This is a genomic window from Massilia polaris, from assembly GCF_012927275.1.
Lineage (GTDB): Bacteria > Pseudomonadota > Gammaproteobacteria > Burkholderiales > Burkholderiaceae_D > Telluria_A > Telluria_A polaris.
Map to the genome: position 1 here is coordinate 233,127 of NZ_JABBGG010000003.1, position 25,165 is coordinate 258,291.

A 25,165-nucleotide genomic window follows, 5' to 3' on the forward strand; every position below is an offset into this window, starting at 1 on the left:
CAGTCGCTATCCCGCCGAGCCTGATCCTGCGTTACTATGCCGTCATGACCAGCGCCCCAGCGAGCCCCCTTCCCCGCCCCGGAAACCTGAACTTCGTCCTCGTCTGCATCTTCATCGATATGCTCGGCATCGGCCTGATCGTACCGGTGATGCCGCTGCTGGTCGGCGAATTCGTCGCCGCGCGCGACGAGCAGGCCATGTGGTTCGGCGTGCTGACGATGGTGTTCGGACTGATGCAGTTCATCTTCATGCCGGCGCTCGGCGCACTGAGCGACCGGGTCGGGCGGCGTCCCGTGCTGATGTACTCGATGGCGGGCATGTGCATCAACTTCCTTGTTACCGCGTGGGCGCCCAACCTGGCGTGGCTGTTCATCGCGCGCGTGGTCGGCGGCATGTCGTCGGCCAGCATGTCGGTGGCGTCGGCCTATGCATCCGATATTTCGACCCACGAGAACCGTGCGAAAAGCTTCGGCAAAATCGGCGCGGCGTTCGGACTGGGATTCATCTGCGGCCCGATGCTGGGCGGCCTGCTGGGCGACGTCAGCCTGCACCTGCCGTTCTATGTGGCGGCGTCGCTGTCGGCGGCGAACCTGTTGTACGGCTACCTTGTGGTGCCAGAGTCGCTGCCGGCCTCGCAGCGCTCGCCGTTTTCGCTGGCGCGCATGAATCCGTTCACATCGATCCGCAAGCTGTTCCGCCGCACCGATATTCGTGGCCTCGTGTATGTCTACACGCTGATGGTGTTCGCGCAGATGACGCTGCAGTCGACCTGGGTGCTGTACACCACCTTCCGCTTCGACTGGACGCCGCGCGAGAACGGCATCGCGCTGTTCTGCGTGGGCCTGGCGGCCGCCGTGGTCCAGGCGGGCCTGCTGGGGATCCTGATCCGGCGCTTCGGCGAGGTCCGCCTTGCGCTGCTCGGCCTGACGTCCGGCTGCATCACCTACTTCCTGTACGGGATGGCGTCCCAGGGCTGGATGATGTATGTCTTCATCCTGTGTAACCTGCTGGCCTTCGCCGCCGGGCCGGCACTGCAGGGGATCATTTCGAAAGCTACGCCGGCCAACGAACAGGGCGAGCTGATGGGATCGCTACAGTCGATTTCCAGCGTCGGCATCATTATCATGCCGGTCGCCGGCACCACGATCCTTGGCCTGACCAGCAGCCTGCCGCAGCAGGACTGGCGCGTCGGCAGCACCTTCTTCGCGTGCGCGCTGTTGCAGGCCTGCGCGATCATGCTCGCGGTGCGCTATTTCAGGACGCGCCGGGCCAGGGCTTAGCGGGTCAGAACTTTGCTTCCAGCGTTGCACGCGCCACGGTCGGTCCCGGGTAGATCGACCGCGACCGTGATGAACCGAAGCTGTCTGTGTAGGTCGAATCGCTGATGAAGTCCTGTCCGAGCGCATTCGACACCGCCACGCGCAGCTGGTATGTCGGGTTGAACTTCCAGAGCGCGTACAGGTCCAGGTCTCGCCGCACGCTGGTGTAGCTGCCGATGTTTTCCGAAATGCGCACTGGCCCGCCATTCTTGAACGCGTAGCTCGCGCCCGCTGTCAGCGGACCGGCCTTGTAGTCGATACCGAAGGTCGCCGAGAACGGCGTCTGCGAGTCGAGGCGATTGTTCGGCCCCGGCACCCCATCCACCGACGACCAGTTGCGGCTTACGCTTGCGCGCAGGTCGACTGCAGGCGCGCCCCTCATGGCGGCCTTGAGCGGGAACTTCGCTTCCAGCTCGATACCGCGCGTGTGCGCATCGCCATCGTTGACCGGCAGCGCTACCCAGCGTCCGTCGGTGTCAAGGATCAATCCACGGCGCGTGTATCCCTGGATCTTGCGCATGGAGACGCTGGCCGACAGCAAGGCGCCCTCGCCCCAGTAGTGTTCATATGACGCGTCCACGCCCAGGGCCAGCTCCGGCTTCAGGTTCGGATTGCCCTGGAAGTCGGGCTCGGTGACACTGTTATTCAGTGCGGTGAACCGGCGCGGCACGAGGGCGGAGGTCGACGGCGCCTTGTACGTACGGGTCACCGACAGGCGCACCTGGTCGCCCTTCATGTCAGGAATCTTGTACAGCGTGTGGAACAGCGGACTCCAGACGCTGGTGCGCGAAGTGGTGGTCGCGAAGGTATTACCGGACGTGGTCGTGCGGATGCCTTCCCAGCGCGCGCCGAGGTACACCGACAGCTGCGGCGTGATCGTCCACTCGTCCTGGCCGTACATGGCGAAACGCGCAACCTCGGCAGCGAAATCCTCGTCGGAGTTGATCGGGAAGGCGCCGGCCAGGCCGGTCTCGCGGCGCTGCTTGCCGTCGTCGCGATCGGCGTAACCACCGTCCCAGCCCATCGCGAAGGCGTGGCCCTCGCCGATCGGCGCCGAGTATTTGCCGGTTGTGGTGTAGCCGATTTCATCGGCGTCCGTGATGTTGACGCTGTTAAGCGCCGTGGCGCCTTCCCGGTCGAATGCGATCCTTCGCGTATCGGTTCCGTCGCGCGAGTACGAGGCGCCGGCTTTCACGTCGATGCGCGCGCTGCCAGCGAGCTTGCGTACCCAGTTCAGGTCCGTCCGGTAGGACTCGTTGTCGCTCGACATGAGCGAATCGCTGTCGGGGAACGGCACCACGGGGCCCTCGGCCACTTTGGTGCGCCGTTCGGACGTCATGCTGAACCGGCGCTTGTTCACGAACGAATTCCACGACAGCGTATCGCCGCCGGCGAAGGTCCAGAAAAGGCGCGGCCCGAAATTCAGTGCCTCGCTTTCGCCGATATTGTGTGCGGCGCTTTCGCGCAACGCCGCGCGGCGTCCGGTGAGGTCGAAGCTTTCCTCGATTGATGGGGCGTCCTGCTCGAACTTATTCCGCGACCCGATCAGCGAGACCGTGTACGACATGCTGCCGACCTTGTCCGATAGCTGGACGCTTGCGGATGGACTGACCAGGCCGCGCGACACACCGGCACCCACCGTCACGTTGCGGGAGGCCTTGCTCACCACCTTCTTCAGCACGATGTTGACGGTACCCGCGATCGACTGTGTCGAAAACTCCGCGCTGGCCGCGCGCATGACTTCAATCCGTTCGATCGCATCGGGCGCAAGCGACTCCAGCGAAAAGCCCGACGGCGGGCGTTCGCCGTTGACCAGGAACTGCGTGTAGCCTGCGCCGAGACCGCGCATCCGGACTGCGCCGCCGCTGACCGTCACGCCCGGCAACCGCTTCAGCACATCGAGAACGTTGGTATCGCCGTATTTGATGATTTCCGCGTTGTTGACGACGATCTTGCTGGCCGTATCGTCGCGGCGCGGGTTGTATGCGTCGGAGCTGCCCTTCACCTCGACCTGCTGGATCTTTTCCTCGGCCTGCGTATTCACTGGCTGTGCGGGTTTTTTGGTCAGCTGCCGGGCCTGGGCGGCGGCCATCGTGGCGAAGGCCGCGGCGAGGATGGTCATGCAAAGCGGGATGCGTTGGGTCGTCATATTCAAGGCAAATGTTAATGTAGACAGCATTGTCTACGAAAACATCGCACATGTGTTGCGTCGAGAGAAATATTTTTAATTGATTGCCAGCACTAAATTGGCCATTCGGGCCGAGTAAAGGCATAATTCGGCATTGTCTTGATTACAGGTTGCCATCGTGTCTCGCATCAAAGTCCTGCCGCAGTACCTCCTGCCTAAACAGGCGCTCACCACCCTCGCGGGCCGCGTTGCGGGCGCCAAAGGCGGCTCCATGACCACGGGCCTGATCCGCTGGTTCGTCGGCAAGTACGGCGTCAACATGGACGAGGCGGTGAACCCGGACATCGAGAGCTACAGCAGCTTCAATGAATTTTTCACGCGCCCGCTGCGCGAAGGCGCGCGCCCGCTGGCCGATGCGGACTTCATCTGTCCCGTGGATGGCGCCATCAGCCAGTTCGGCGAGATCGACGACCACCAGATTTTCCAGGCCAAGGGCCACAAGTTCACCACCACGCAACTGGTGGGCGGCGATGCATCGCTGGCGGCGCACTTCCAGCACGGGAGCTTTGCTAACCTTTATCTGAGCCCGAAGGACTACCACCGCCTGCACATGCCGTGCGACGGCCGCCTGACGCGCATGATCTATGTGCCTGGGGCGCTGTTCTCGGTGAATCCGACCACGGCGCGCGGCATTCCGGGACTGTTCGCGCGCAATGAGCGGGTGGTCTGCGTATTCGAATCGCCCGAGCATGGCGAATTTGTGATGACGCTGGTCGGCGCGACCATCGTCGGCAGCATGGCCACCGTGTGGCACGGCGTCGTGAATCCGCCGCGCCAGGCCAAGGTGTGCGAGTGGCGTTACGACGACCAGCAGGTGGTGCTGAAGAAGGGTGAGGAAATGGGCAGGTTCCTGCTTGGTTCGACCATCGTGATGCTGTTCAAGCCGGATACGATCAAGTTCAACCAGGACTGGGCGCCGGAGCGCGGGATTCGCCTCGGCGAGATGATGGGGAATCGTCCGAAGGCTTAAGGTCAAATCGGCGGATAAGCGCTTGCGCGCATCCGCCGTTTTTTGCCTGATTACCGCACCGCCGGCCTGCCTCGCCGCTGCGCATCTTCGCAGCACATCTCTTCCATCATGTCGAGGAATGCCCGCGTCTTGGCAGGCATCAGCCGCCGGCCAGGGAACACCGCCCACCCCGTCGCGACCGGAAGGTCCCACTCCGGCAGCACGCGCACCAACTCTCCCCTCTCCACATACGGCCCCGCGAACAGGTCCGAAGTTGCCGCGATACCCGCACCGGAAAACGCCATCCGCGCCAGCAGGTCGGGCGAATTGGCCGTCATCCGCGCCGGCAGCGGCTTCTCCCAGCGTGTCTTGCCATTGGTGAGCACCCACGGCAAGGCCCCGCCCGTGCGGCTCAGGAGGCATAGCAGGTCGTGCTGCTCAAGTTCGTCCGGGTGCACCGGCATCCCGCGCGCGGCGATATACGACGGCGCGGCATACAGGCCGGTGTGCTCCAGCACCACGCGGCGCGCATTGAGAGTCGAGTCCTCAGGCAGGTCGCCCATCCGGATCGCAATGTCGAAGTTTTCCGACACCAGGTCGACCCGGCGCGGCGACAGGTCGAGCTCGACGTTCACCGCCGGGTAGCGCTCCATGAACTGCTTCATCACCGTCGTCAGGCCGATATTGGCAAAGTCGCCCGGCGCCGAAATGCGCAGGCGTCCGCTCGGCGCCTGCTGGCGGTGCTGGACCAGCGCGCCGGCCGCCTCGACCTCCTCGACCACTTTCTGCGCATGCTCCAGCAGGCTGGCGCCGAACTCGGTCAGCACCAGCTTGCGGGTGGTCCGCTGGAGGAGCCGCTCGCCCAGTTTCGCTTCCAGCAGCGAGATCCGGCGCGATACGGTCGATTTGGGCAGCTGCACCCGCAGGGCAGCCTGGCTGAAGCTGCCGCTTTCCACGATACGGGCGAACAGCAGGAGGTCGTTCGGTTCAACGTCCATTTGATTGTGCCACCTGAGGAACAATGTTATCCATTTTAATGGCTTCCGGATTGGTTTTGGAACACGTAAAGTGTACTTCATCGTACTTCAACCCGTAAAGGACACACATGAACATCCTGCAGATTAATTCCAGCGCCCGTTCGACCGGTTCCGAGTCCACCCGCATCGCCGACGCCATCGTCGCCCGCCTGCAGGCTGCCAATCCCGGCGCCGGCGTAGTACGCCGCGACCTCGCAGCCAACCCGCATCCGGCGATCGACGAAGCGACCCTGGGCGCACTGTTCACGCCAGCCGACCAGCGCACCCCTGAGCAGTCGGCCCGTGTCGCACTCGACGACGCGCTGATCGCCGAAGCCCAGGCAGCAGATGCGATCGTGATCGGCGCCCCGATGTACAACTTCGGCATCACCGTGCAGCTGAAAAGCTGGTTCGACGCGATCGCCCGCGCCGGCGTCACCTTCCGCTACACCGCCGAAGGTCCTGAAGGCCTGTTGAAGAACAAGAAGGTATTCGTCGCACTGTCACGCGGCGGCTTTCACAAGGACGGCGTGAGCGATTCGCAGGTACCGTTCCTGAAGACCTTCCTCGGTTTCGTCGGCCTGACCGATGTCACCTTCGTGTACTCGGAAGGCCACGGTATGGGTCCGGACGCAGTGGCAAAGGCGATAGCAGAAGCTGACGCGCAGGTTAACGAAGCCGTCGCCTGATTAACAGGCGGCGCTGACAAGGAGAATGTGATGGCACAAACAGTGACTGAGGAACGTGTGACCCGTGGCCGTGGCGTGGAACGCCTGGTCAACGGCCAGCCGACGACCGATGGCGCCGGAGTGAAGATCAACCGCGTCCTCACCCAGACGCTCCAGCGCCGCCTCGACCCATTCCTGATGCTCGACGCTTTCGGCAGCGACAAGCCGGGCGACTACATCGCCGGCTTCCCGGAGCATCCGCACCGAGGCTTCGAGACGATCACCTACATGCTGACCGGTAGCATGCGCCACAAGGACAGCGGCGGCAACGAGGGGCTGATCACGGACGGCGGCGTGCAGTGGATGACCGCTGGCCGCGGCGTGGCGCACTCCGAAATGCCGGAGCAGACCGACGGCTTGATGGAAGGCTTCCAGCTTTGGCTCAACCTGCCGTCGAGCGACAAGATGATGGAACCGTGGTACCGCGACATTCCCGCGGGTGACATACCGCGCTTCACCACCGGGTCAGGCGCCGTGGTGCAGGTGATCGCGGGTACGACGCATGGCGTTGCCGGCGCGGTGGAGCGCGCTGGAACCGAGCCGCTCTATCTCGACGTGACGCTCCCGGCCAATGCCGCGTTCGACCTGCAGCTGCCGGCAGGGCACAACGCCTTCATTTACCCGTACCGGGGACATCTGGTCGTGGACGAAGCGTGCGTGCCGGAAGCGCGCATGGCGATCCTGGCGAACGATCCGGAGGCCGATGGCGTACGCATCGTCGCGCCGAAGGAAAGCCGCTTCATCGTGGTGGCCGGACGTCCGCTGAACGAGCCGATTGCGCAGTATGGCCCGTTCGTGATGAACACCCAGGCCGAAATCATGCAGGCGATGGACGACTACCGCGCCGGGCGCTTCGCGGCCTGATTCGTAGCCCGGCGGTGGCATGCGTTAAACTGTCAGCATGCCACTGCTTCCGAAAATCCTTGACGCCCTCGCCTGGGCCAGCCGCGCGTGCGGGTTCGAGACCGTCAGCTCGTTCCCGGCGCGCCATCCATATGCGCGCACGCATTGGAACCCGGCCTACTTCGACATCGCATCCGACCTAAAGCCGGACGCCATCGAGCGCTCGATCTGCGACTCGATCTCCAATACGCCCAGCGTGTTCGCCTACATCGTCAATCCCACGCCCGGCATGCAGCGTGCGCTCATGGCCGTCATCGAGACGCGCATGCGCCGCTCCTGCGGCAATCCGGTCGACCTGGTGGCGATGCTGATCAACGCTTACCAAAGCCCATACACGCAGGAGGCCATTCCCGGCCTGCGCGGCGCGATCGGGCGCGGCGTGCATGACGACCTCGCGACCCGCTCGCGCGACATCCTCGCCTTCCTCGGCGGGATGCACTCCGCCTTCGACGTTATTGAGGCTGAGGCGTAGGCACCGGGCGGGCGAAGTTGGTCGGCACATACCGGTCGCGCAGCGCCATGAACGGCGACTCGACCAGCTTGTACAGCAGCCATCCGAACACCAGCGACAGCGCCATGATGGCGACGATGGCTACCAGCGAGCCGGGCGGGTAACCCAGTTCCTGCATCGGCTCGCGCGCCAGCATTCCGATCTGCTTGTGCGTCAGGTAGATTGCGTACGCCCACAATGCGAGGCTTTCGGCGCCGGGCACACGGACATCGCGCAATACCGAACGCTCGCTTAGCGCCGCGACGATCAGCAAGGCAAAGCCCAGCGCCAGCATCGGGAAGCCCACGACCGTGATCGCAAAGCCTTCACGTTCGTCGAGGAACAGCCAGAAAGCCACCGCGCAAACCGATGCGCCGGCCGCCAGCATCACGTTGCCGTTCGAGGTAAGGCGGCGCCACGCGTCCTGGTGGTAGTTCTTCAGCAGCGCCAGCGCCACACCGGCCACCAGTTCGTCGAAACGGCAGAACGTCGAGTAGTAGATATATTTGTAGTAGTTCAGTCCGGGCTGCGCACTGCCATCGACCAGTTCCTGCCACATCGTCGCGCGCACCGCCATCCCGGCGGCGAACGCCAGCGCCACCGCGAACCATGCCCAGCGCAGCGATCCGCGCAGCGACGCAACCAGCAGCGCCAGCGCCGGCAGCAGCACATAGAACTGCTCCTCGATACACAGCGACCATGCATGCGAAAACGCCGTTCCCGGCGTAAGATCGAGGTTTTGCGTGAAGGTCAGGAACTTCCACATCGGCGGCATCTCCAGCCCCTTGCGGAACCACGGCCACAAGGCATACAGCGCCAGCACGACATAAAAGGCAGGCAGCGTCCGCAGGAAGCGGCGCGCATAGAAGCGCGGCAGCGAGAACCCGGCCTCGCTGCGCATCGCGGCGAAAATCTGGTTGCCGATCAGGTAGCCCGACAAGGCGAAGAACAGGTCGACGCCTACCCAGCCGATCTCGCCGAACCAGCCGAAAGTGGTGTCGGAGCGGCTGACGAACAGGGTGTAGTGGTGCAGCACGACGAGCACGATGGCCAGTGCGCGCAGCGTGTCGAGGCCGAAAAGGCGGCGGGTTGGATGAATGGGGCTCATGAACGGGGTGTAAAAAATCGAGGGCCGATGATGCCATGCCAATTCCACCGATGCCAGCATTTCCCGATAAAATACCGGATGCAGCGGACCACAGGGGCGCCGTCGCACGACCTTTCAGGGAAAGCCGGGCAATGACTTCAGCACGCGACATGCAGTTCAAATCGATCAATTACACCGGCCTGGGCAAAGGTCCGGCCGTCATCATCATGGGCGCGGTGCACGGCAACGAGACCTGCGGCACCAAGGCGATCCGCCGCGTGATGGAAGAACTCGACAGCGGAGCGCTGCAGATTGTCGCCGGCAGCGTCACCTTCGTGCCGATCGTGAACCCGCTCGCGTATGCGCTGAACCGCCGCGCCGGCGACCGCAACCTGAACCGCAACCTGTTCCCCAACGACGACCCGCAAGACTTTGAAGACCAGGTCGCGAACTGGCTGTGCCCGCTGCTCGCGCGCCACGACGTGCTGCTCGACCTGCACTCGTTCAACGCGCAAAGCCAGCCTTTCGCGATGGTCGGCCCGCGCAACAACGACGGTCCGCTGGAGCCTTTCAAGCACGCGGAAAAAGAGCGCGCACTGGTGCGCCGCCTTGGCGTAAAGCGGTTTGTCGACGGCTGGCTGCGCACCTACGGCGACGGCGTGGTGCGCCGCATGGGCCAGGGCGACGCGGCTCAGCTGCAGACCGTGCTGCGTTATGGCGTCGGCACCACTGAATACATGCGCACCACCGGCGGCTACGCGCTGACGCTCGAATGCGGCCAGCACAACGACCCGCGGGCGCCCGATGTCGCCTACCGCGCCATCATGAACACGCTGGCTTTCCTGAAGCTGATCGATGCGCCGGAACCGGAGCCGGTGCCGCTCGAAGAGATGGAAACGCTGTCGATGGTGGCGGTGCACGACAAGCTCGATGCCGGCGACACCTTCAGCCGCGTGTGGAGCAGCTTCGATGACGTGGCCAAGGGCGAGCAGATCGGCGTGCGCGCGGACGGCACGCCGGTGACGGCGGACTTCGACGGCAAGATCCTGTTCCCGGACGTGAACGCCGCCGCCAATTCGGAGTGGTATTACATGACGCGCCGGAATCCTGATTTCGAGCGTTACGAGTAAAGCGGATTACGCATGGGTTCCCGCGGGACGCGGGAACGACGCGTCAGGCGGTGAGCAGTTTAAGGCCCAGGATACCTGCCACGATCAGCGCGATGCAGCCCAGGCGCATCGCGCCTGCCGGTTCGCCCAGCATGATCATTCCCGCGATCGCCGTGCCGACTGTACCGATGCCGGTCCAGACTGCATACGCCGTCCCTAGCGGCAGCTGGCGCATCGCCAGGCCAAGCAGGAACACGCTCGCCGCCATCGACACCAGGGTGAAGACAGATGGAACGAGGCGGGTGAATCCGTGAGTGTATTTGAGGCCGACGGCCCATGCGACTTCGAGCAAGCCGGCGATAAGAAGAATGAACCAGGTCATAAGACGCCTTGATGGGGCAAGGCCGTCCTTGCCATGCTCCGTTGATATGCGGGGTCGTCCCAGCTGGAGCAAAAGGTGGCAGGAGTATAGCATCGCAAGAAAAATTCCGCTGCCAGCAGAATTTTTTCATGTGCTCCATAATCGTCAACTGCACGGACAAACCATTCAAGCGACAGGAGCACATCATGAGTACATTATTCGACCCGATCACCATCGGCGACCTGCAACTGCCAAACCGCATCATCATGGCCCCGCTGACCCGCGCACGCGCGATCGGCGAAGGCCGCGTGCCGAACGAATTGATGGCCAGGTACTACACGCAGCGCGCCACCGCGGGCCTGATCCTGTCGGAAGCGACCGCCGTCACGCCGCAAGGCGTCGGCTATGCCGACACTCCGGGCATCTGGTCCGACGAACAGGTCGAGGGCTGGAAGGTGGTCACCGACGCCGTGCACAAGGCCGGAGGCCGCATTTTCCTGCAGCTGTGGCACGTAGGCCGCATCTCCGACCCGGAATTCCTCAATGGCGAAGCGCCCGTCGCACCAAGCGCGATTGCAGCCCAAGGACACGTCAGCCTGCTGCGCCCGTTGCGCGACTACCCTGTCCCGCGCGCGCTCGAAACGAACGAGATCGCCGGCGTCGTCGCGGCATACCGCAAGGGTGCCGAGAACGCGAAGCTGGCAGGCTTCGATGGCGTCGAAGTCCACGGCGCCAATGGCTACCTGCTTGACCAGTTCCTGCAGGACGGCTCCAACCACCGCACCGACAACTACGGCGGCTCGATCGAAAACCGCGCGCGCCTGATGCTCGAGGTGACCGACGCCTGCATCGACGTCTGGGGCAAGGATCGCGTCGGCATGCACCTGGCGCCGCGCCGCGATTCGCACGACATGGGCGACTCCGACCCGAAGGCCACCTTCGGCTACGTGGCGCGCGAACTGGGCAAGCGCGGCATCGCCTTTATTTGCGCGCGCGAAGGCCTCGGCGACGACCGCCTGGGTCCATACCTGAAGCAGGAGTTCGGCGGCGTCTACATCGCCAATGAAGCGCTGACGCGTGAAAGCGCCGAGGCAGTGGTGAAAGCCGGCGAAGCGGACGCCGTCGCCTTCGGCAAGTGGTTCATCGCGAACCCCGACCTGCCGCACCGCCTGAAAACCGGCGCGCCGCTGAACCCCGTCCGTGCCGACAAGTTCTACCACCCGACGGCCGAAGGCTACACCGACTACCCGCCCCTCTAAAACGTTGGCGAAACTGGCGGTCAGCCGTTCTTCGGAACGCGCTGGCCGTCAGCGTCGATGACAGCTTCGCCATCTTCCTTGGTGAACGCGCCCGCCTGCCGCGACGGCAGTATTTCCAGAACGGCTTCGGACGGACGGCACAGGCGTGCGCCAGCCGGCGTCACGACGAACGGCCGGTTGATCAGGATCGGATGCGCGACCATCGCGTCGAGCAGCGCATCGTCGCCAAGGGCCGGATTGTCGAGGCCAAGCTCGGCGAAGACGCTTTCCTTACTGCGAATCGCCTCGCGCACCGTCAGCCCCGCCTGCGCAATCATCGCCGCCAGCGCGTCGCGCGAGGGCGTCGCCGACAAATAATCCACGACCTCCGGCTCGATACCGGCATTCCTGATCATGGCGAGTGTGTTGCGCGATGTTCCGCACAGCGGGTTGTGATAGATGGTGACGGTCATTGTAAATTCCCCTGGATGACGTGCGAAACGAACATGCTTTATCCTTCGATATTACTCGAAACGTCGAATCCCGGCAAGGCGGTTTTGCTTGTCGGTACACCGGCGGGGCTATAAAATCGCTGCTTTTTCCGCCGCGCAAGTTTCGTTGCCGGCTGCCTCAGACCGGAATGCCCGGGGAAAGTAGAGACTGATGAGTAACCACGAAGTACAGCCTGGCGCCTTGCCGACCCGGGGCCAGCGCGTGGCCTTGCGTATCCTGCGCATGATCGGATGGCGCCTGCTGTACAAACCGTTGCCCGGCCCGCATGGCATTGTGGTGGTTTATCCACACACATCGAACTGGGATGTTGTCATCGGACTACTGGGAAAGTGGGCGCTCGGCCTGCCGTTCAGCTGGCTGGGCAAGGCCTCGCTGTTCCGCGGCCTCACCGGCAAAACGATCGGCGTGCTGCTGCGCCGCTGGCACGGCATCCCGGTCGAACGGCGCACCGCCACCGGCGCTACCGCCCGCCTCGCCCAGAACATGCTCGACTCCGAATGGTGCTGGATCGCGCTTGCCCCGGAAGGCACGCGCAGCTACAGCCCGCACTGGCGCAGCGGTTTTTATCACCTGGCGCTGGCGGCCAAGGTGCCTCTTCTGATGGTGTACATGGATTATCCGAACAAGACCCTCGGTGTGGTCGACACCCTGATGCTGAGCGGCGACGTCGAGCGCGACATGGCCGCCATCGCAGCGGTGTACCAGGGCCATCACGGCCTGCATCCGCAAGACGAAGCGCCGATCGTTCTGGCGCCGCCACGCGCCCTCCACACGGGTTCAGGCCTGACCTTGCCCATTGCGGCTGAATAGCGTCTTGTAATAAATGGCGTTGCTGGTCCAACGACCGCCCGGAGTACATGCGTACTCGGGAATACCACCGATAAAGGTGTAGCCGAGCCCGCGGTACAAGACTTCGGCCGGCGCCCCGGCCTCGGTATCGAGGAACAAAACGCCGCGTTCGCGCGCCAGCGCCTCCTGCTCGACCGCCTTCATCAAGGCACTGGCGACGCCTTGCCGCCGCGCCGCGCCATGTACGATCAGCTTCTGCACCTCGGCCCGGTTGGCGCCGTTCTTGCGCTGGCAAAGGTCCAGCTGCACCGATCCCAGTACCTCCCCTCCCGCCTCGGCTACCAGCAGGAGGCGCGTGCCTTCCGCGACCGCCGCCTCCACGCCGCGCCAGTAGGCGTCGGCCTCGATCGCATCGATACTTGCAAGGAAGCCGATCGATGCGCCAAGGGCGACTGTGTCGAGCAGGAGGTTGGACAGCTGGGAGCGGACTTCGCCGAATGCCTCAGGGGTGATATGCCGGATGGATGTAGTAGGTCGCATGAAATGTAATTAGCAGGACGCATGCCAGCGGCCGTCCAGGCTGGCAGCACTGCCGCCGCGTCCCGCAATCGTGCGCGATGCGCATTTCTGGTGCGCTTGCGCCCTGCCCCGATGCACGCTATCCCCAGATCGATTGCCCGGTCCAGCCAAGCTCGCGCAAATCCTCGGCGCGCGCTTCGCGGTCCATCTCGCTGAAAAATTCGTCAAGCTGTGGCGGCGCGACCGGGTTGTTGTAGGCCTGGGCCAGCAGGCGATGTGACAGCGTCATGCGCACCGCCCGTGTTCACGCCGCCGATGAGATGCCGTCCCACGCCATCGCGGCGCTCAAAAAAATCTCGCCGTTCAGCGCTGCCGGGAAATCGCTGTCCTTCAGGCGGTCCATCACCGGCCCCTTGACCTCGGCCAGGTGCAGGCCAATGCCGTGCTGCTTCAGGCTCTGGTTCAGTTCCGACAGCCCGAACAGCGCCGAGGTATCGATCGAACTGACCGCCGTCATCACCAGCACCAGGTTGCGTGTCGCCGGATGGCTGCGCAGTTCGTCCTCGATGCGCTGGTTAACCGCTTCGACATTCCCGAAAAACAGGTTGGCGTCGATGCGCAGCATCAGCATGTCGGTGCGGGTCTCGGCCGGATAACGTTCGATGTTGCGGAAGTGCTCGGTGCCGGCGATGCGTCCCAGGACCGCGATGTGCGGGCGGCTGGCGCGCCAGATCAGCGTCCCCATCGACAGCACCACGCCGATGATGACGCCGGCGTCGACGCCCATCGCCAGCACGCCGCCGGCGGTGGCAAGCAGCGCCGTCGCGTCGCCGCGGTCGTAGCGCCAGGCGGTGCGCAGAGTCGACAGTTCGAGCATGCCGAGTACGGCGACGACGATGGTCGCCGCCAGTGCCGGCAGCGGCAGCAGCGCCAGCCAGCCGGTCGGCGCCACCAGCGCGGTAGCCAGCAGCGCGGCCGTGATGATGCTGGCCAGCGGCGTGTTGGCGCCGGCCGCGAAGTTGACCGCCGAACGCGAAATGCTGCCTGTGACGGGGAAGCCGCCGCTCAGCGCGCTGCCGATGTTCGCCGCGCCCAGGCCGATCAGTTCGTAATTACTGTTCAGTTTTTCCTGACGCTTCAGCGCCAGCGTCTGCGCCGCCGACATGCTGATCAGGAAAGTCATGAAGCCGATCAGCAGCGCCGGCTGCACCAGGCTGCGCCAGTGTGCGCTTGATGTCGCCAGGTTCAGGCCTGGCAGCCCAGCAGGCACGGCGCCCGTGGTGGCGACGCCGGCGGCCTGGAGGTCGAATCCCACCGACAGCGCGGTCGCGGCGACCACCACCAGCATCGGCGCCAGCCGCACGCCGATATCGGCGGCAGTGGCGCGCACGCCGGCCTTGCGCAGCAATGCGCCAAGGTAGTTACGCGCGAACAGCAAGGCCAGCAGCGACGCGATGCCCATCGCCGCGCTCGGAAGGTGGAAGCGTGGCAGTTCGCCGCCCAGCAGCACCTTGACCTGCGCGAGCGCGATCAGGATCGCCGAGCCGATCGTAAAGCCGCTCATCACGGGGCGCGAGAAGAAATTGGCAAGGAAGCCAATGCGCAGCAGCCCGCATGCCAGCAGGACCGCGCCCGACATCAGCGCCAGCTGCGCCGCCAGCACCAGGTACAGTCCCGTGCCGGAGCTGGCTAACGGCGCCAGCGCGGTGGCCGTCATCAGCGAAATGATCGCCATCGGCCCCACCGACTGGGTCATGCTGGAGCCGAACAGCGCATACAGCAGCGACGGCAGGATGCTGGCATAAATGCCGACCACGGGCGGCAATCCGGCCACCAGTGCATACGCCATTCCCTGCGGGATCATCATCATGGCCACCACGATGCCGGCACTGATGTCCCCGGCCAGCATGGCGCGCCGGTAGCGCCTCAACCACTCAAGCATGTATTCGTCCTGCTGCCAAAACCGCAAGCCTATCACGGGGCCCGGAAAAATTTCTAATTTGCATGATTCCGTCGCGGGGAATCAACTATATGTGTGTAAGCGCACCGTCAAGCAGGCGCGCCGCGCCAATACTTTCTCCGATACAGCCAAGGAGAAATCGATGAGCGAACCGGATGAAACGGGCTTGAACTCGGCCGCCGAAGGCACTGCGGACAAGCAGCGCGCAATCCAGAGCCGGCAGGACCAGAAGGACGCCGCCGGCCAGAAGGAAGAGAGCAAGGAGCCGGTACAGACGGGCAAACAGCAGAAACCGGTGCCGCCAATGCCGGAACAGCACCTGGTCAAGCCAGGTCTGGAGGCCGCGATGGAACTCAAGCCCCAGTTCATGGCCGAGGGCTACCACGGCAGCCGCAAGCTCGATGGCAAGGTCGCGATCGTGACCGGCGGCGATTCGGGCATCGGCCGCGCCATCGCGGTCTTGTACGCGCGCGAAGGCGCCGACGTCGCGATCATGTACCTGAACGAACACGAAGACGCGAAAGAAACCAAACGCTGCGTCGAGGCCGAAGGCGCGCGCTGCGTGACGATATCCGGCGACGTCAAAGACATGGCATTCTGCAAGCAGGCGGTCGAACAGGTCGTCAGGCACTTCGGCAAGCTGGACGTCCTGGTCAACAACGCCGCCTTCCAGGAACACGCGCAATCGCTGATGGACCTGACCGAGGAACGCTTCGACGAAACGATGCGCACCAATATCTATGGCTACTTCCACATGGTGAAGGCGGCCCTTCCCCACCTCAAGCGCGGCGCGGCGATCATCAATAACGGCTCGGTGACGGGGCTGAAGGGCTCGAAGAACCTGCTCGACTACTCGGCCACCAAGGGCGCGATCCACGCGTTCACGATGTCGCTGGCGGCCAACCTGCTCGACCAGGGCATCCGCGTCAACGCGGTGGCGCCGGGCCCCGTATGGACGCCGCTGAACCCGGCCGACCAGTCGCCCGACAAGATCAAGGAATTCGGCAAGAGCACCGACATGAAACGGCCCGCGCAGCCGGACGAAATTTCGCCCGCCTTCGTGTTCCTCGCTTCGTCGGTCTGTTCGAGTTACATCAGCGGCATCGTGCTGCCGATCACAGGCAGCGTGGGCTGATTTTTTTGAAGGACCGGCTCGCCGGCGAAAGGACGCATATGGCTCGCAGTTTATGGAAAGGCGCCATCAGCTTCGGGCTGGTGCACATCCCTGTCGAGATGTACCCGGCAGTGCAGAACCACACGCTGGACCTGACCATGCTCGACCGCCGCGACTTTTCCCCGGTCGGCTTCAAGCGCTACAACAAGAACAACCAGAAGGAAGTGAGCTGGGACGACATCGTCAAGGGCTATGAATACGCCAGCGGCGAGTACGTGGTGCTGTCGGACGAAGACCTGCGGCGCGCCAATCCCGAAGCCACGGGCACCATCGACATCCTGGCGTTCGTCGACGCCGGGCAGGTGCCGCTGCTGTTTTACGAACAGCCCTACTACCTCGCGCCCGGCAAAGGCGGCGACAAGGTGTACGCGCTGCTGCGCGAAACGCTGCGCAAGGCTGGCAAGGTCGGCATCGCGCGCGTCGTCATCCGCGTCAAGCAGCACCTTGCAGCGCTGGTGTGCGTGGGCGACACCATTGTGCTGAACACGCTGCGCTACGCCGACGAAATCCGTGAGGCCGGCGAACTGAAGATACCGGCATCGGACGCCAAGGCGGCCCAGCTGTCGGACAAGGAACTGAAAATGGCGATGGCGCTGGTCGAGGGCATGAGCGAGGAATGGCGTCCCGAGGAATACCACGACACCTACCGCGAGGATGTGATGGCGCTGGTGGAGAAGAAAGTCGCCGCCAACGAAACCAAGGCCATCACCATGCCGGGCAAGGAGAAGGCTGCGCCGTCGTCGGGCAACGTGATCGACCTGGTCGCGCTGCTGCAGCAAAGTATCGGCAAGAAGCCGGGCAAGGCGGCGGCGAACGACGACGACGAGGAAAAAGAGGAGGAAGCAGCGCCAGCGCCGAAGACGCGCAAGGCGCCGGCCAAGTCTGCCTCCAAAACCGCTGCCAAGGCGGCTCCGCGCACGGCAGCCGCGAAACCCAGGACCAGAGCCGCGCCCGCGGCCAAGGCAGCCGCACCGGCACGCCGGAAGTCTGCATAAGGAACTGAATGGCAGAATTTTTCGCACTGCTCGAATGGCCTGCCATGGCGATCAGCCTGGCCGCTGCGTATCTGTTGGCGTCACAGAAGCCGGAGAAGCGCATCATCGCGTTCTGGCTGCTCATTATCGGTAACGTCATGTGGATCGCGTGGGGATGGGGCGAGGATGCGTTGGCGCTGATCGCCCTGAATGTGGGGCTGATGGTGCTGAATGTGCGGGGAATCTTCAAGAACGAACACAGCGCGGAAACCACGGCCGGCTAACTCCGCGCGTCGGATTCCCTGTAGCGAGCGAAATCGGCAGAAAGGCGCGCAGGGCCAGTCAGGTGAATGCTGGCGTGCGCGCCATCCGTGTGCGAATTCATCGGCACCGGCGAGAGCGTTCCCTCATCGCGGATCGCGCCGCAGCGGACGCACGGAGCCGACCCGATCCCGCAGCCCATAGGAGTCCAGGTCGGGAGCGTTCCGGTCCAGCGTGACGCAGCGGCCGGCGAAGTTACTGCCTTCGCACAGCTCCCACTCCCCGCCTTCAATGGCTGCACTCTGCGCACGACTGCCATTTTCCGATAGATATTCCACCGCCCCCCTGAAAGTCGTGGCGGCTCCGCGATAGTCGGGCCGGTCGAACAGGACAAGCGACGTGTCGCCGCCTGACGGAGGAACGGGACGGGCGCGGGGGACCGGTCGCAGCGATGCTACACGCCCGCGCAAATTATGGACGCGGAGATCGGGCACGCTGTTGTTCAGGATGATGCACCGCCCCCGGTAGTTGGGGCGCTCGCAGAGCTCCCACACGCCTCGACCGATGGTCACGCTCTGCACACGCCGGGCGACATTCGGGACCGGCCCCTTGAAGTTGGACGGGCGGCCGCGGTAATTGGGTTGATCGAACAGAACAATGTACCAACCGCGCTGCGACCCTGCTCCGGGACCGTAGCCAGGAACATAAGGAGGAGCAGTTCCGGCGTCGGGAGGGAGGTATTCATCGCCAACCCGTCGTGCCGACGAAATCGTATCGTTCCAGGAACCCCGCTGCAGATCGCGTTCCTCGCCGGCAACGACAACACAGCGCCCCCTGTAAAACGCATCCTCGCACACTTCCCATCGCTCGCCGGGCTCCACCCTCAAGCTGGAAATCGTGTCGTTGATACCGGACCGCCTCAGGTCGGGCTCGTCTTGACGGAAGGTTGCAATTGCGCCGCGAAAATTGACGTCGGTATAGACCGTTAGCCCCACGCCTCCTATCTCGCGTTGCTCCTGGGAAAAGCTCGGCACCGTTGTGCTTATGGCGACTAGTGCGAGCAGGGAATAGACAATCGAACTGATGGTTCTCATCGTTGTTCTCCTCTTGTTCTCTTGCTTGTTTTCCTTACGGTACAACAGGATCAGTTTGGCACAAAACCGGTGATTGTCCAGTTCTGTCCACGGGGCCGGAAAGGGCATCCTGGAGGTCTACTCAGTTACTTTGTACCCCATTTTTTTCATTGCCGCAGCCAGCGTTTTAGCACTCTTCGCATACGCGGCCCACGGCTCATTGCCGCGATCGAGCCTGGTGTGCGCGTTGTGCACGTTCCACTGGTCGCCGGCCTTGACCACACTCAACTCATCCCACGCCAGCGGCACCGAGATGCCCAGTCCCGGACGCACCCGCGCCGACCAGGCACACGCCGTCGTCGCTCCGCGTCCGTTGCGCAAATAGTCGATGAATATCTTGCCAACCCGGTTGCGCGGCCCGCTCTTGAACGCGAACCGGTCCGGCAACGTCATCGCCATGTGCTGCACGATCGCTTGCGAATAGTCCTTGACCGTGTCCCAGTCATACCCGCCCTTGATCGGCACCACCACGTGCAGGCCTTTGCCGCCGCTGGTCTTGAGGAAGCCGGGCAGCCCGAGCTCGTCGAGGAAGGCGCGCATCAGTTGCGCGGCTTCCTGCATCGTCGGCCATTCCACGCCCTCGCCTGGGTCAAGGTCGAACACCATGCGGTTCGGCGTTTCATATGCCCTGCCGGTCGCGTTCTGCGTGTGGAACTCAACCACGTTCCATTGCGCGGCCGAGAGTATCCCCCGGGCGCTGCCGACTTCCAGCATCGGCGGGTGGTCCGGGTCGAGCGCCTGGTCCATCTGCTTCATGCCGGGAAGCTTGCCGACTTCGGCGTGCTTCTGGAAAAACAGCTCCCCGCCCACGCCAGCAGGCGCCCGCACCAGCGATACCGGCCTGCCCTTCAGGTGCTCCATCATCAGCGCACCCACCAGCGCGTAGTAGCGCACCAGTTCAATCTTGGTGGTGCCGCTTTGCGCGTCGATCACGCGGTCTGGATTGGTCACCTTGAGGCTGGCCGGCAGCTTGCCGGCCGGCGCCACCGGTTCAGTCGATTTCGATTGTGCGGCCATGGAGTCCTCCAGGTGTCTGGCTGTTTCGCGTTTGATCCCTTTGGCCGGCTTGTCGTCACGCAGGCCCTGGAAGACGGCGTGACGTACCGATCCGGTCCTGGTCCATTCGGCGAAACTCACTTCCGCGATCAGTTTGGGCTTGACCCAGTGCGGCTTGCGCCCGGCCACCGCTTTGGGCGGGAACGGACTCTTGTCCGTGTCGAGTGCTGCCAGCTGTTTCTTCAGCTCGCGCAAGGTCGCTTCATTGAAGCCGCTGCCTACATTGCCGGCGTACTGCAGCACGCCGTCCTTGTCGTACACGCCAAGCAGCAGCGAGCCGATACCGGTGCGCGAGCCTTGCGGGTCGGTGTAGCCGCCGACGACGAATTCCTGCCGCTGGCCGCATTTGAGCTTGATCCATTCGGGCGAGCGCCGTTCGACATAACGCGAGTCGCGCCGTTTGCCGATAACGCCTTCCAGGCCCATCTTGCAAGCGGCGATGACCAGCTCCTGCGGATCGTTTCCGAATTCGGCGCTGAAGCGCACCATGTCGGAGGGCGCTTTCTCCAGCAGGGACTGCAGCATCGCGCGCCGCGCTTCCAGCGGCACTGCGCGCATGTCGTAGCTGTTGCAATATGGCGCATCAAACACGAAGTAAACGATTTCCGCCGTATTGGAACCGTCGAACGCCAGATGCAGCATGCCGAAGTTCGGTTTGCCGTTTTCGTCGTGGACGACGATCTCGCCGTCGTACCAGCCGTCGGGAAGCGTCATCGCGGCCAGCCCTTTCTGCAGGGTCGGCAGCTTGTGGGTCCAGTCGTGTCCATTCCGCGTAAACAGCCTGACCTGCTTTCCTTCCACGCGCGCCAGCAGCCGGTAGCCGTCGAACTTGATCTCGAATATCCAGTCTTCGGGCGTAGATGGAGGGCTGTCAACCAGCGTCGCCAGCTCGGGCGACAGCATGGAAGGCAGTGCGGCCTTGACCGCTTCAGGCTGCGCCTTTCCACGCGCGGGCTTTGCCGCCGTCGCCGGCCTTACTTTCGCCTTGCCGGCGCCGGGCATCGTCAGCGCCTTGACGCTGTCGGGCATTTCGTCGACCACCGAGAACTCCGTCGCCGGCCGCGCGTAGTCGTCCTTCTCCTTGATCAGCAACCAGGGCTCCTGTTTTTCACCCTTGCCCTTCATCCGAACCAGCACCCATTTGCCGTGCATTTTATGGCCATGGATTTCGAACTTGAGGTTGCCGCTTTCGTAGCCTTCATGCGGATCGCCGAGCGGCTCCCACGTGCCCTTGTCCCAGATGATGACCTTGCCGGCGCCGTACTGCTTCTCAGGGATGGTGCCTTCGAAGTCCGAGTACGAGATCGGATGATCTTCGACGTGGACCGCCATCCGCTTGTCCTTGGTGTCGTAACTCGGGCCTTTGGGAACGGCCCAGCTTTTCATGGTGCCGTCCAGTTCCAGGCGGAAATCGTAGTGCAGGCGGCTTGCCCAGTGTTTCTGGATCACGAAGGTGAGCTTCCCCACCGCCACGTTGCCGCCCGCGGCAGGTTCCGACGTGATCGCGAAGTTGCGTTTGGCTTTGTACACCTTGAGCGGATCGGCGGTTGCCATGGCCTGCCTTGTATTTGACGATATCGCCGAGTCTAGAATCCGCGCGCCGGGAAAACTGTACGTTAGCTAACGGTTCGTCAGTGGTTGTCAAGTTAACGCGGTCTTAGCAGCCGCTGTCGAGTTGGTCTACAATCGGATGCGGTGCATATCGAAACCCAGCCGGCAGAGGCCACATGGAAAAAATCGTTTTTCTCGACCGCGACAGCCTCGACGCCAACGTGCGCCGCCCCTCCTTTGAGCATGAGTGGAGCGAATATCCGGGCACGACGCCCGCCGATGCCGCCATCCGCCTGCAAGACGCCACCATCGCCATCACCAACAAGGTCCCCCTGCGCGCCGCGGATATCGCGCGCCTGCCCGCACTGAAGATGGTCGCCGTAGCCGCCACCGGAACCGACAACGTCGACCTTGCCGCCTGCCGCGAACGCGGCATCGTGGTGTCGAACATCCGCAACTACTCGCTGGTGTCGGTGCCCGAACATGTATTCACCCTGATCCTCGCGCTGCGCCGTAACCTGCTTGCTTATTCCGCCGACGTCGCGGCCGGGCGCTGGCAGGCGCAGGAACGCTTTTGCCTGCTCGACCATCCGATCGGCGACCTGGCGGGCAGCCGGATCGGCATCGTCGGTTATGGCGCGCTGGGGCACAAGGTGGCGCTGCTGGCGCGCGCGTTCGGCATGGAGGTGTGCGTGATGTCGCGCTCGCCGGTGTCGGACCCTGGCGCCACGGTGCTGCCGCTGCCCGAATTGCTGCGCAGCTGCGACATCGTCAGCCTGCACCTGCCGCTGAACGACCAGACCCGCAACATGATCGGCGCAGCGGAACTGGCCACGATGAAGCGCACTGCCCTCCTGATCAACACCGCGCGCGGCGGGCTGGTCGACGAGGCCGCGCTGGCTGCGGCATTGCGCGAAGGCGTGATCGGCGGCGCCGGCTTCGACGTGTTGAGCAAGGAGCCGCCGACGGCAGGCAACCCCCTGCTCGAACTGAACCTGCCGAACTTTATCCTGACGCCGCACGTCGCGTGGGCCAGCAGCGGCGCGATGCAAACGCTGGCCGACATGCTGATCGATAACATCGAAGCCTTCGCCGAAGGCGCGCCGATCAACGTCCTCTGACGGCGGCCCTTACCTGCAGCCTGGCGGGCAGGTCGACGGCAACAGGATCCTCCGGTCGACGCGGGTGACGTCGCGCAGGCCGCAGAATGCCATCGTCAGGTCGAGTTCATTGCGGATGATCTCCAGGCAGCGCGTGACGCCCGCCTCGCCCATCGCGCCGAGCCCGTACAAGAACGGGCGGCCGATGTAGACCCCCTTGGCGCCCAGCGCCAGCGCGCGGATCACGTCCTGCCCCGAGCGGATGCCGCCGTCCATGTGCACTTCGATGCGCTGCCCCACTTCATCGACAATCGCCGGCAAGGCCTCGATGCTGGACTGCGCCCCATCGAGCTGGCGGCCGCCGTGGTTCGACACGATCAGCGCATCGGCGCCCGAGTCGGCGGCGAGGCGCGCATCTTCCGGGTCCATGATGCCCTTGATGATCAGTTTTCCGCCCCAGCGGCGTTTGATCCACTCGACATCGTCCCAAGACAGGGCCGGGTCGAACTGCTGCGAGGTCCAGGATGACAGCGACGACATGTCCGACACATCGCTGGCGTGGCCGACGATATTGCCGAAGCTGCGCCGCTGCGTGCCGAGCATACCCATGCACCAGCGCGGCTTGGTCATCAGGTTGAGGATGTTCGCCATCGTCATCCTGGGCGGCGCCGTCATGCCGTTGCGGATGTCCTTGTGGCGCTGGCCCAGCACCTGCAGGTCGAGTGTCAGCACCAGCGCCGAGCAGCGCGCCACGCGTGCCCGTTCGATCAGGCGCTCGATGAAGGCGCGGTCGCGCATCACGTACAGCTGGAACCAGAACGGGCGCGTGGTGTTGGCCGCCACGTCCTCGATCGAGCAGATGCTCATGGTCGACAGCGTGAACGGCACGCCGAATTTCTCGGCGGCGCGCGCGGCAAGTATCTCGCCGTCGGCGTGCTGCATGCCGGTCAGGCCGGTCGGCGCAAGCGCCACCGGCATCGCGACATCCTCGCCGATCATCACGCTCCTGGTGCTGCGGTCGGCCAGGTTCACCGCGACCCGCTGGCGAAACTTAATCTTCGCAAAGTCCTCGGTGTTGGCGCGGTAAGTCGACTCAGTCCACGACCCGGCATCGGCGTAATCGTAGAACATGCGCGGCACGCGCTTTTTTGCAAGCACGCGCAAATCTTCAACTGTATTAATGATGGTCATGCGGGCGTCCCGGGAGCTGGTTGTAAACAGGTTTCCTGTAATCTACCAGATGAGCCGGGCAAGCCGGAAAAATCGAATGCGAACTTTTGGCAACCGGCTCTGGACAAACTGCGGCCGTCCCCCTACAATGCTGCTTCTTCGGACGCGCAAGCCCGGAGGGCAACAGAGTTTAAGTGCTGAAGTAGAAATTAAAACTTCCGCAAATAAAACGAAGCTGCTACAATGCTTGCCTTCGCGGCTGTAGCTCAGCTGGATAGAGTACTTGGCTACGAACCAAGGGGTCGTGGGTTCAATTCCTGCCAGCCGCACCAGAATCAGGTTAAAAGGCCTGGAGAGAAATCTCCAGGCCTTTTTTCTTTTCTGAAATCGAAACTCCGGGCTCCTGACCGTCAGCGATTATTCCGCAGGGGATGGCCAGAATAGACATGCCGGATGTACCCTTTGATATTTCTGAAACTGCTGCTATAATCTTGTCTTCGGCGGCTGTAGCTCAGCTGGATAGAGTACTTGGCTACGAACCAAGGGGTCGTGGGTTCAATTCCTGCCAGCCGCACCAAGAATCAGGACGAAAGGCCTGGAGAGAAATCTCCAGGCCTTTTTTCTTTGCCTGTCCGTTTCGTCGATCGCTTTGAACGCTTCGATACCTCATCTGTTTGATTCTCCCCTGCCAATTCCCGGCAGCCAGGTCGGGTCGAGCAAACCCGGCCATAACGGCTGCCCCGGAACACCCGCCGTCTCGACGTAGGACCAGACCGACGAACAAATGGCAATCCAGTCAATATTTTCAATTCAGCAATCTAAAACCGGCGCTTCCCCTATGGCGGCGCCCTCCGCGAATTGGGAAATGCAAATCAGTTTACATCTAGAAAACGTAACGACCGTCATGATTGAAACGCGCGTGCTGTCCGATTCCGAACGAGGCTTTGCTAAATTGAAGATCCCCGGTTCTCGATAAACCAAGCTGCAGGACGCGGCTGTATCTCTATGAGGTAACAAATGAAAAAGACGAAATCATTGGTAGCTGCATTCGTGTTTGCCACTGCGTCGCTCGGTTCCGGCGTGGCGCTTGCCCAGGCAGACATCAGCCAGCCGCCAGAGGCGCTGACCTTACTTGATGGCAGCGGCTTCTTTGGCGATTCCTTCGCCATGGACAACATGGGTGATACCTTCTCCGACCACTTCACCTTCTCGGTAACGGAACTGCCGCACAACATCGACGCGATCATCTCGTCCATCAGCAGTTCGGCAAGCACCGGCCTCGACATCACCGGCCTGTCGGTCTACAGCGAGGCTGGTACGCTGATCGCCAATGGCACTTCGCTGATGACCGGCATGAACGATGTCTGGACCTTGTCGACCGATAACCTGGCTTTGGGTAATTACTACCTGCAGGTGAGCGGCGCCATGGTGTCGGATACGTCGGGCAGCTTCGGCGGTGCGGTGATGCTGGTACCTGTGCCAGAACCAGAAACCTACGGCATGATGCTGGCAGGCCTGGGACTGGTCGGCTGGATGGCGCGCCGCCGCCAGAAGACGGCGGCCTGAGCTGCACGCTC

The 25,165-nt window shown here is 63.4% G+C and carries 24 protein-coding genes and 2 tRNA genes; 15 read left to right on the plus strand and 11 right to left on the minus strand.

The features are described 5' to 3' along the window. Positions 1-44: 44 nt before the first annotated feature. Positions 45-1,280 (plus strand): TCR/Tet family MFS transporter, encoded by a 1,236-nt coding sequence (locus tag HHL21_RS07335; RefSeq protein ID WP_169464611.1) that lies wholly within the window; start codon positions 45-47, stop codon positions 1,278-1,280. A 4-nt stretch (positions 1,281-1,284) separates the two neighbouring features. Here HHL21_RS07335 and HHL21_RS07340 read toward each other — a convergent pair whose 3' ends face one another. Further along, positions 1,285-3,468 carry a TonB-dependent receptor plug domain-containing protein gene (locus HHL21_RS07340; protein ID WP_229496170.1) on the minus strand — a complete coding sequence of 728 codons (2,184 nt, stop codon included), beginning with the start codon at positions 3,466-3,468 and terminating at the stop codon, positions 1,285-1,287. Between the two features lie 154 nt (positions 3,469-3,622). Here HHL21_RS07340 and asd point away from each other — a divergent pair, with 154 nt between their 5' ends. Further along, positions 3,623-4,477 (plus strand): archaetidylserine decarboxylase, encoded by an 855-nt coding sequence (asd, locus tag HHL21_RS07345; RefSeq protein ID WP_169464724.1) that lies wholly within the window; start codon positions 3,623-3,625, stop codon positions 4,475-4,477. 50 nt (positions 4,478-4,527) lie between these two features. Here the strand turns inward: asd and HHL21_RS07350 are convergent, their stop codons facing one another. Next, complete coding sequence (locus tag HHL21_RS07350; RefSeq protein ID WP_169464612.1) at positions 4,528-5,454, minus strand: LysR family transcriptional regulator; 927 nt, start codon at positions 5,452-5,454, stop codon at positions 4,528-4,530. 107 nt (positions 5,455-5,561) lie between these two features. Here HHL21_RS07350 and HHL21_RS07355 point away from each other — a divergent pair, with 107 nt between their 5' ends. From HHL21_RS07355 to HHL21_RS07365, 3 genes are read left to right on the plus strand one after another with little or no spacing between them, the layout of a single operon-like run. Next, complete coding sequence (locus HHL21_RS07355) at positions 5,562-6,161, plus strand: FMN-dependent NADH-azoreductase (protein WP_169464613.1); 600 nt, start codon at positions 5,562-5,564, stop codon at positions 6,159-6,161. 30 nt (positions 6,162-6,191) lie between these two features. Continuing rightward, positions 6,192-7,064: a pirin family protein gene (locus HHL21_RS07360; RefSeq protein WP_169464614.1), complete on the plus strand. Its 873-nt coding sequence runs from the start codon at positions 6,192-6,194 to the stop codon at positions 7,062-7,064. A 37-nt stretch (positions 7,065-7,101) separates the two neighbouring features. Then, positions 7,102-7,575 carry a hypothetical protein gene (locus HHL21_RS07365; protein WP_206085647.1) on the plus strand — a complete coding sequence of 158 codons (474 nt, stop codon included), beginning with the start codon at positions 7,102-7,104 and terminating at the stop codon, positions 7,573-7,575. Here the strand turns inward: HHL21_RS07365 and HHL21_RS07370 are convergent. Further along, entirely contained in the window at positions 7,556-8,701 is a 1,146-nt protein-coding gene (locus HHL21_RS07370) for an acyltransferase family protein (protein WP_169464615.1), read from the minus strand. The two genes, HHL21_RS07365 and HHL21_RS07370, sit on opposite strands and share 20 nt — an antisense overlap. Before the next feature lie 131 nt (positions 8,702-8,832). Here HHL21_RS07370 and HHL21_RS07375 point away from each other — a divergent pair, with 131 nt between their 5' ends. Beyond that, a complete protein-coding gene (locus HHL21_RS07375) occupies positions 8,833-9,810 on the plus strand; it encodes a M14 family metallopeptidase (protein ID WP_169464616.1) in 978 nt (325 codons plus the stop codon). A 43-nt stretch (positions 9,811-9,853) separates the two neighbouring features. On the opposite strand, the gene sugE is transcribed toward HHL21_RS07375, so the two are convergent. Further along, positions 9,854-10,171 carry a quaternary ammonium compound efflux SMR transporter SugE gene (gene sugE, locus HHL21_RS07380; protein ID WP_169464617.1) on the minus strand — a complete coding sequence of 106 codons (318 nt, stop codon included), beginning with the start codon at positions 10,169-10,171 and terminating at the stop codon, positions 9,854-9,856. A gap of 185 nt (positions 10,172-10,356) precedes the next feature. On the opposite strand from sugE, the gene HHL21_RS07385 reads away from it, so the two are divergent. Next, a complete protein-coding gene (locus tag HHL21_RS07385) occupies positions 10,357-11,409 on the plus strand; it encodes an alkene reductase (RefSeq protein ID WP_169464618.1) in 1,053 nt (350 codons plus the stop codon). 20 nt (positions 11,410-11,429) lie between these two features. Here the strand turns inward: HHL21_RS07385 and arsC are convergent, their stop codons facing one another. Beyond that, a complete protein-coding gene (gene arsC, locus HHL21_RS07390; RefSeq protein WP_169464619.1) occupies positions 11,430-11,861 on the minus strand; it encodes an arsenate reductase (glutaredoxin) in 432 nt (143 codons plus the stop codon). Positions 11,862-12,051: 190 nt separating this feature from the next. Between arsC and HHL21_RS07395 the strand changes: the two genes are divergently transcribed. After that, positions 12,052-12,711: a 1-acyl-sn-glycerol-3-phosphate acyltransferase gene (locus tag HHL21_RS07395; protein WP_169464620.1), complete on the plus strand. Its 660-nt coding sequence runs from the start codon at positions 12,052-12,054 to the stop codon at positions 12,709-12,711. Here the strand turns inward: HHL21_RS07395 and HHL21_RS07400 are convergent. From HHL21_RS07400 to HHL21_RS07410, 3 genes are all read right to left on the minus strand, one after another. Next, positions 12,679-13,230, minus strand: a complete 552-nt coding sequence (locus HHL21_RS07400; protein WP_169464621.1) for a GNAT family N-acetyltransferase — start codon at positions 13,228-13,230, stop codon at positions 12,679-12,681. The genes HHL21_RS07395 and HHL21_RS07400 overlap by 33 nt on opposite strands. Positions 13,231-13,348: 118 nt before the next feature. Next, entirely contained in the window at positions 13,349-13,498 is a 150-nt protein-coding gene (locus tag HHL21_RS07405; protein ID WP_169464622.1) for a hypothetical protein, read from the minus strand. Positions 13,499-13,513: 15 nt separating this feature from the next. After that, positions 13,514-15,151 carry a SulP family inorganic anion transporter gene (locus tag HHL21_RS07410; protein WP_169464623.1) on the minus strand — a complete coding sequence of 546 codons (1,638 nt, stop codon included), beginning with the start codon at positions 15,149-15,151 and terminating at the stop codon, positions 13,514-13,516. Between the two features lie 160 nt (positions 15,152-15,311). Between HHL21_RS07410 and HHL21_RS07415 the strand changes: the two genes are divergently transcribed. From HHL21_RS07415 to HHL21_RS07425, 3 genes are read left to right on the plus strand one after another with little or no spacing between them, the layout of a single operon-like run. Beyond that, complete coding sequence (locus tag HHL21_RS07415; protein WP_169464624.1) at positions 15,312-16,304, plus strand: SDR family oxidoreductase; 993 nt, start codon at positions 15,312-15,314, stop codon at positions 16,302-16,304. Positions 16,305-16,342: 38 nt separating this feature from the next. Next, on the plus strand, positions 16,343-17,338 hold the full coding sequence (gene ku / locus HHL21_RS07420; RefSeq protein ID WP_169464625.1) for a non-homologous end joining protein Ku: 996 nt from the start codon (positions 16,343-16,345) through the stop codon (positions 17,336-17,338). 8 nt (positions 17,339-17,346) lie between these two features. Further along, positions 17,347-17,601: a hypothetical protein gene (locus HHL21_RS07425; protein ID WP_169464626.1), complete on the plus strand. Its 255-nt coding sequence runs from the start codon at positions 17,347-17,349 to the stop codon at positions 17,599-17,601. 123 nt (positions 17,602-17,724) lie between these two features. On the opposite strand, the gene HHL21_RS07430 is transcribed toward HHL21_RS07425, so the two are convergent. Together HHL21_RS07430 and ligD are read right to left on the minus strand one after the other, a co-directional pair. Beyond that, positions 17,725-18,672, minus strand: coding sequence for a beta/gamma-crystallin domain-containing protein (locus HHL21_RS07430; RefSeq protein WP_169464627.1), 948 nt, complete (start codon positions 18,670-18,672; stop codon positions 17,725-17,727). A 117-nt stretch (positions 18,673-18,789) separates the two neighbouring features. Then, positions 18,790-21,321, minus strand: coding sequence for a DNA ligase D (gene ligD, locus HHL21_RS07435; RefSeq protein ID WP_169464628.1), 2,532 nt, complete (start codon positions 21,319-21,321; stop codon positions 18,790-18,792). Between the two features lie 173 nt (positions 21,322-21,494). On the opposite strand from ligD, the gene HHL21_RS07440 reads away from it, so the two are divergent. Further along, a complete protein-coding gene (locus HHL21_RS07440) occupies positions 21,495-22,439 on the plus strand; it encodes a D-2-hydroxyacid dehydrogenase (protein WP_169464629.1) in 945 nt (314 codons plus the stop codon). Positions 22,440-22,448: 9 nt separating this feature from the next. Here the strand turns inward: HHL21_RS07440 and HHL21_RS07445 are convergent, their stop codons facing one another. Next, a complete protein-coding gene (locus HHL21_RS07445) occupies positions 22,449-23,609 on the minus strand; it encodes an alpha-hydroxy acid oxidase (RefSeq protein WP_169464630.1) in 1,161 nt (386 codons plus the stop codon). Positions 23,610-23,843: 234 nt separating this feature from the next. On the opposite strand from HHL21_RS07445, the gene HHL21_RS07450 reads away from it, so the two are divergent. The 3 genes from HHL21_RS07450 (at position 23,844) to HHL21_RS07460 (ending at position 25,154) form a co-directional block, all read left to right on the plus strand. Then, positions 23,844-23,920, plus strand: a tRNA-Arg gene (locus HHL21_RS07450). A 168-nt stretch (positions 23,921-24,088) separates the two neighbouring features. Further along, positions 24,089-24,165: transfer RNA gene (locus tag HHL21_RS07455), tRNA-Arg, on the plus strand. A 440-nt stretch (positions 24,166-24,605) separates the two neighbouring features. Next, positions 24,606-25,154, plus strand: a complete 549-nt coding sequence (locus HHL21_RS07460; protein WP_169464631.1) for an FxDxF family PEP-CTERM protein — start codon at positions 24,606-24,608, stop codon at positions 25,152-25,154. Positions 25,155-25,165: the final 11 nt, after the last annotated feature.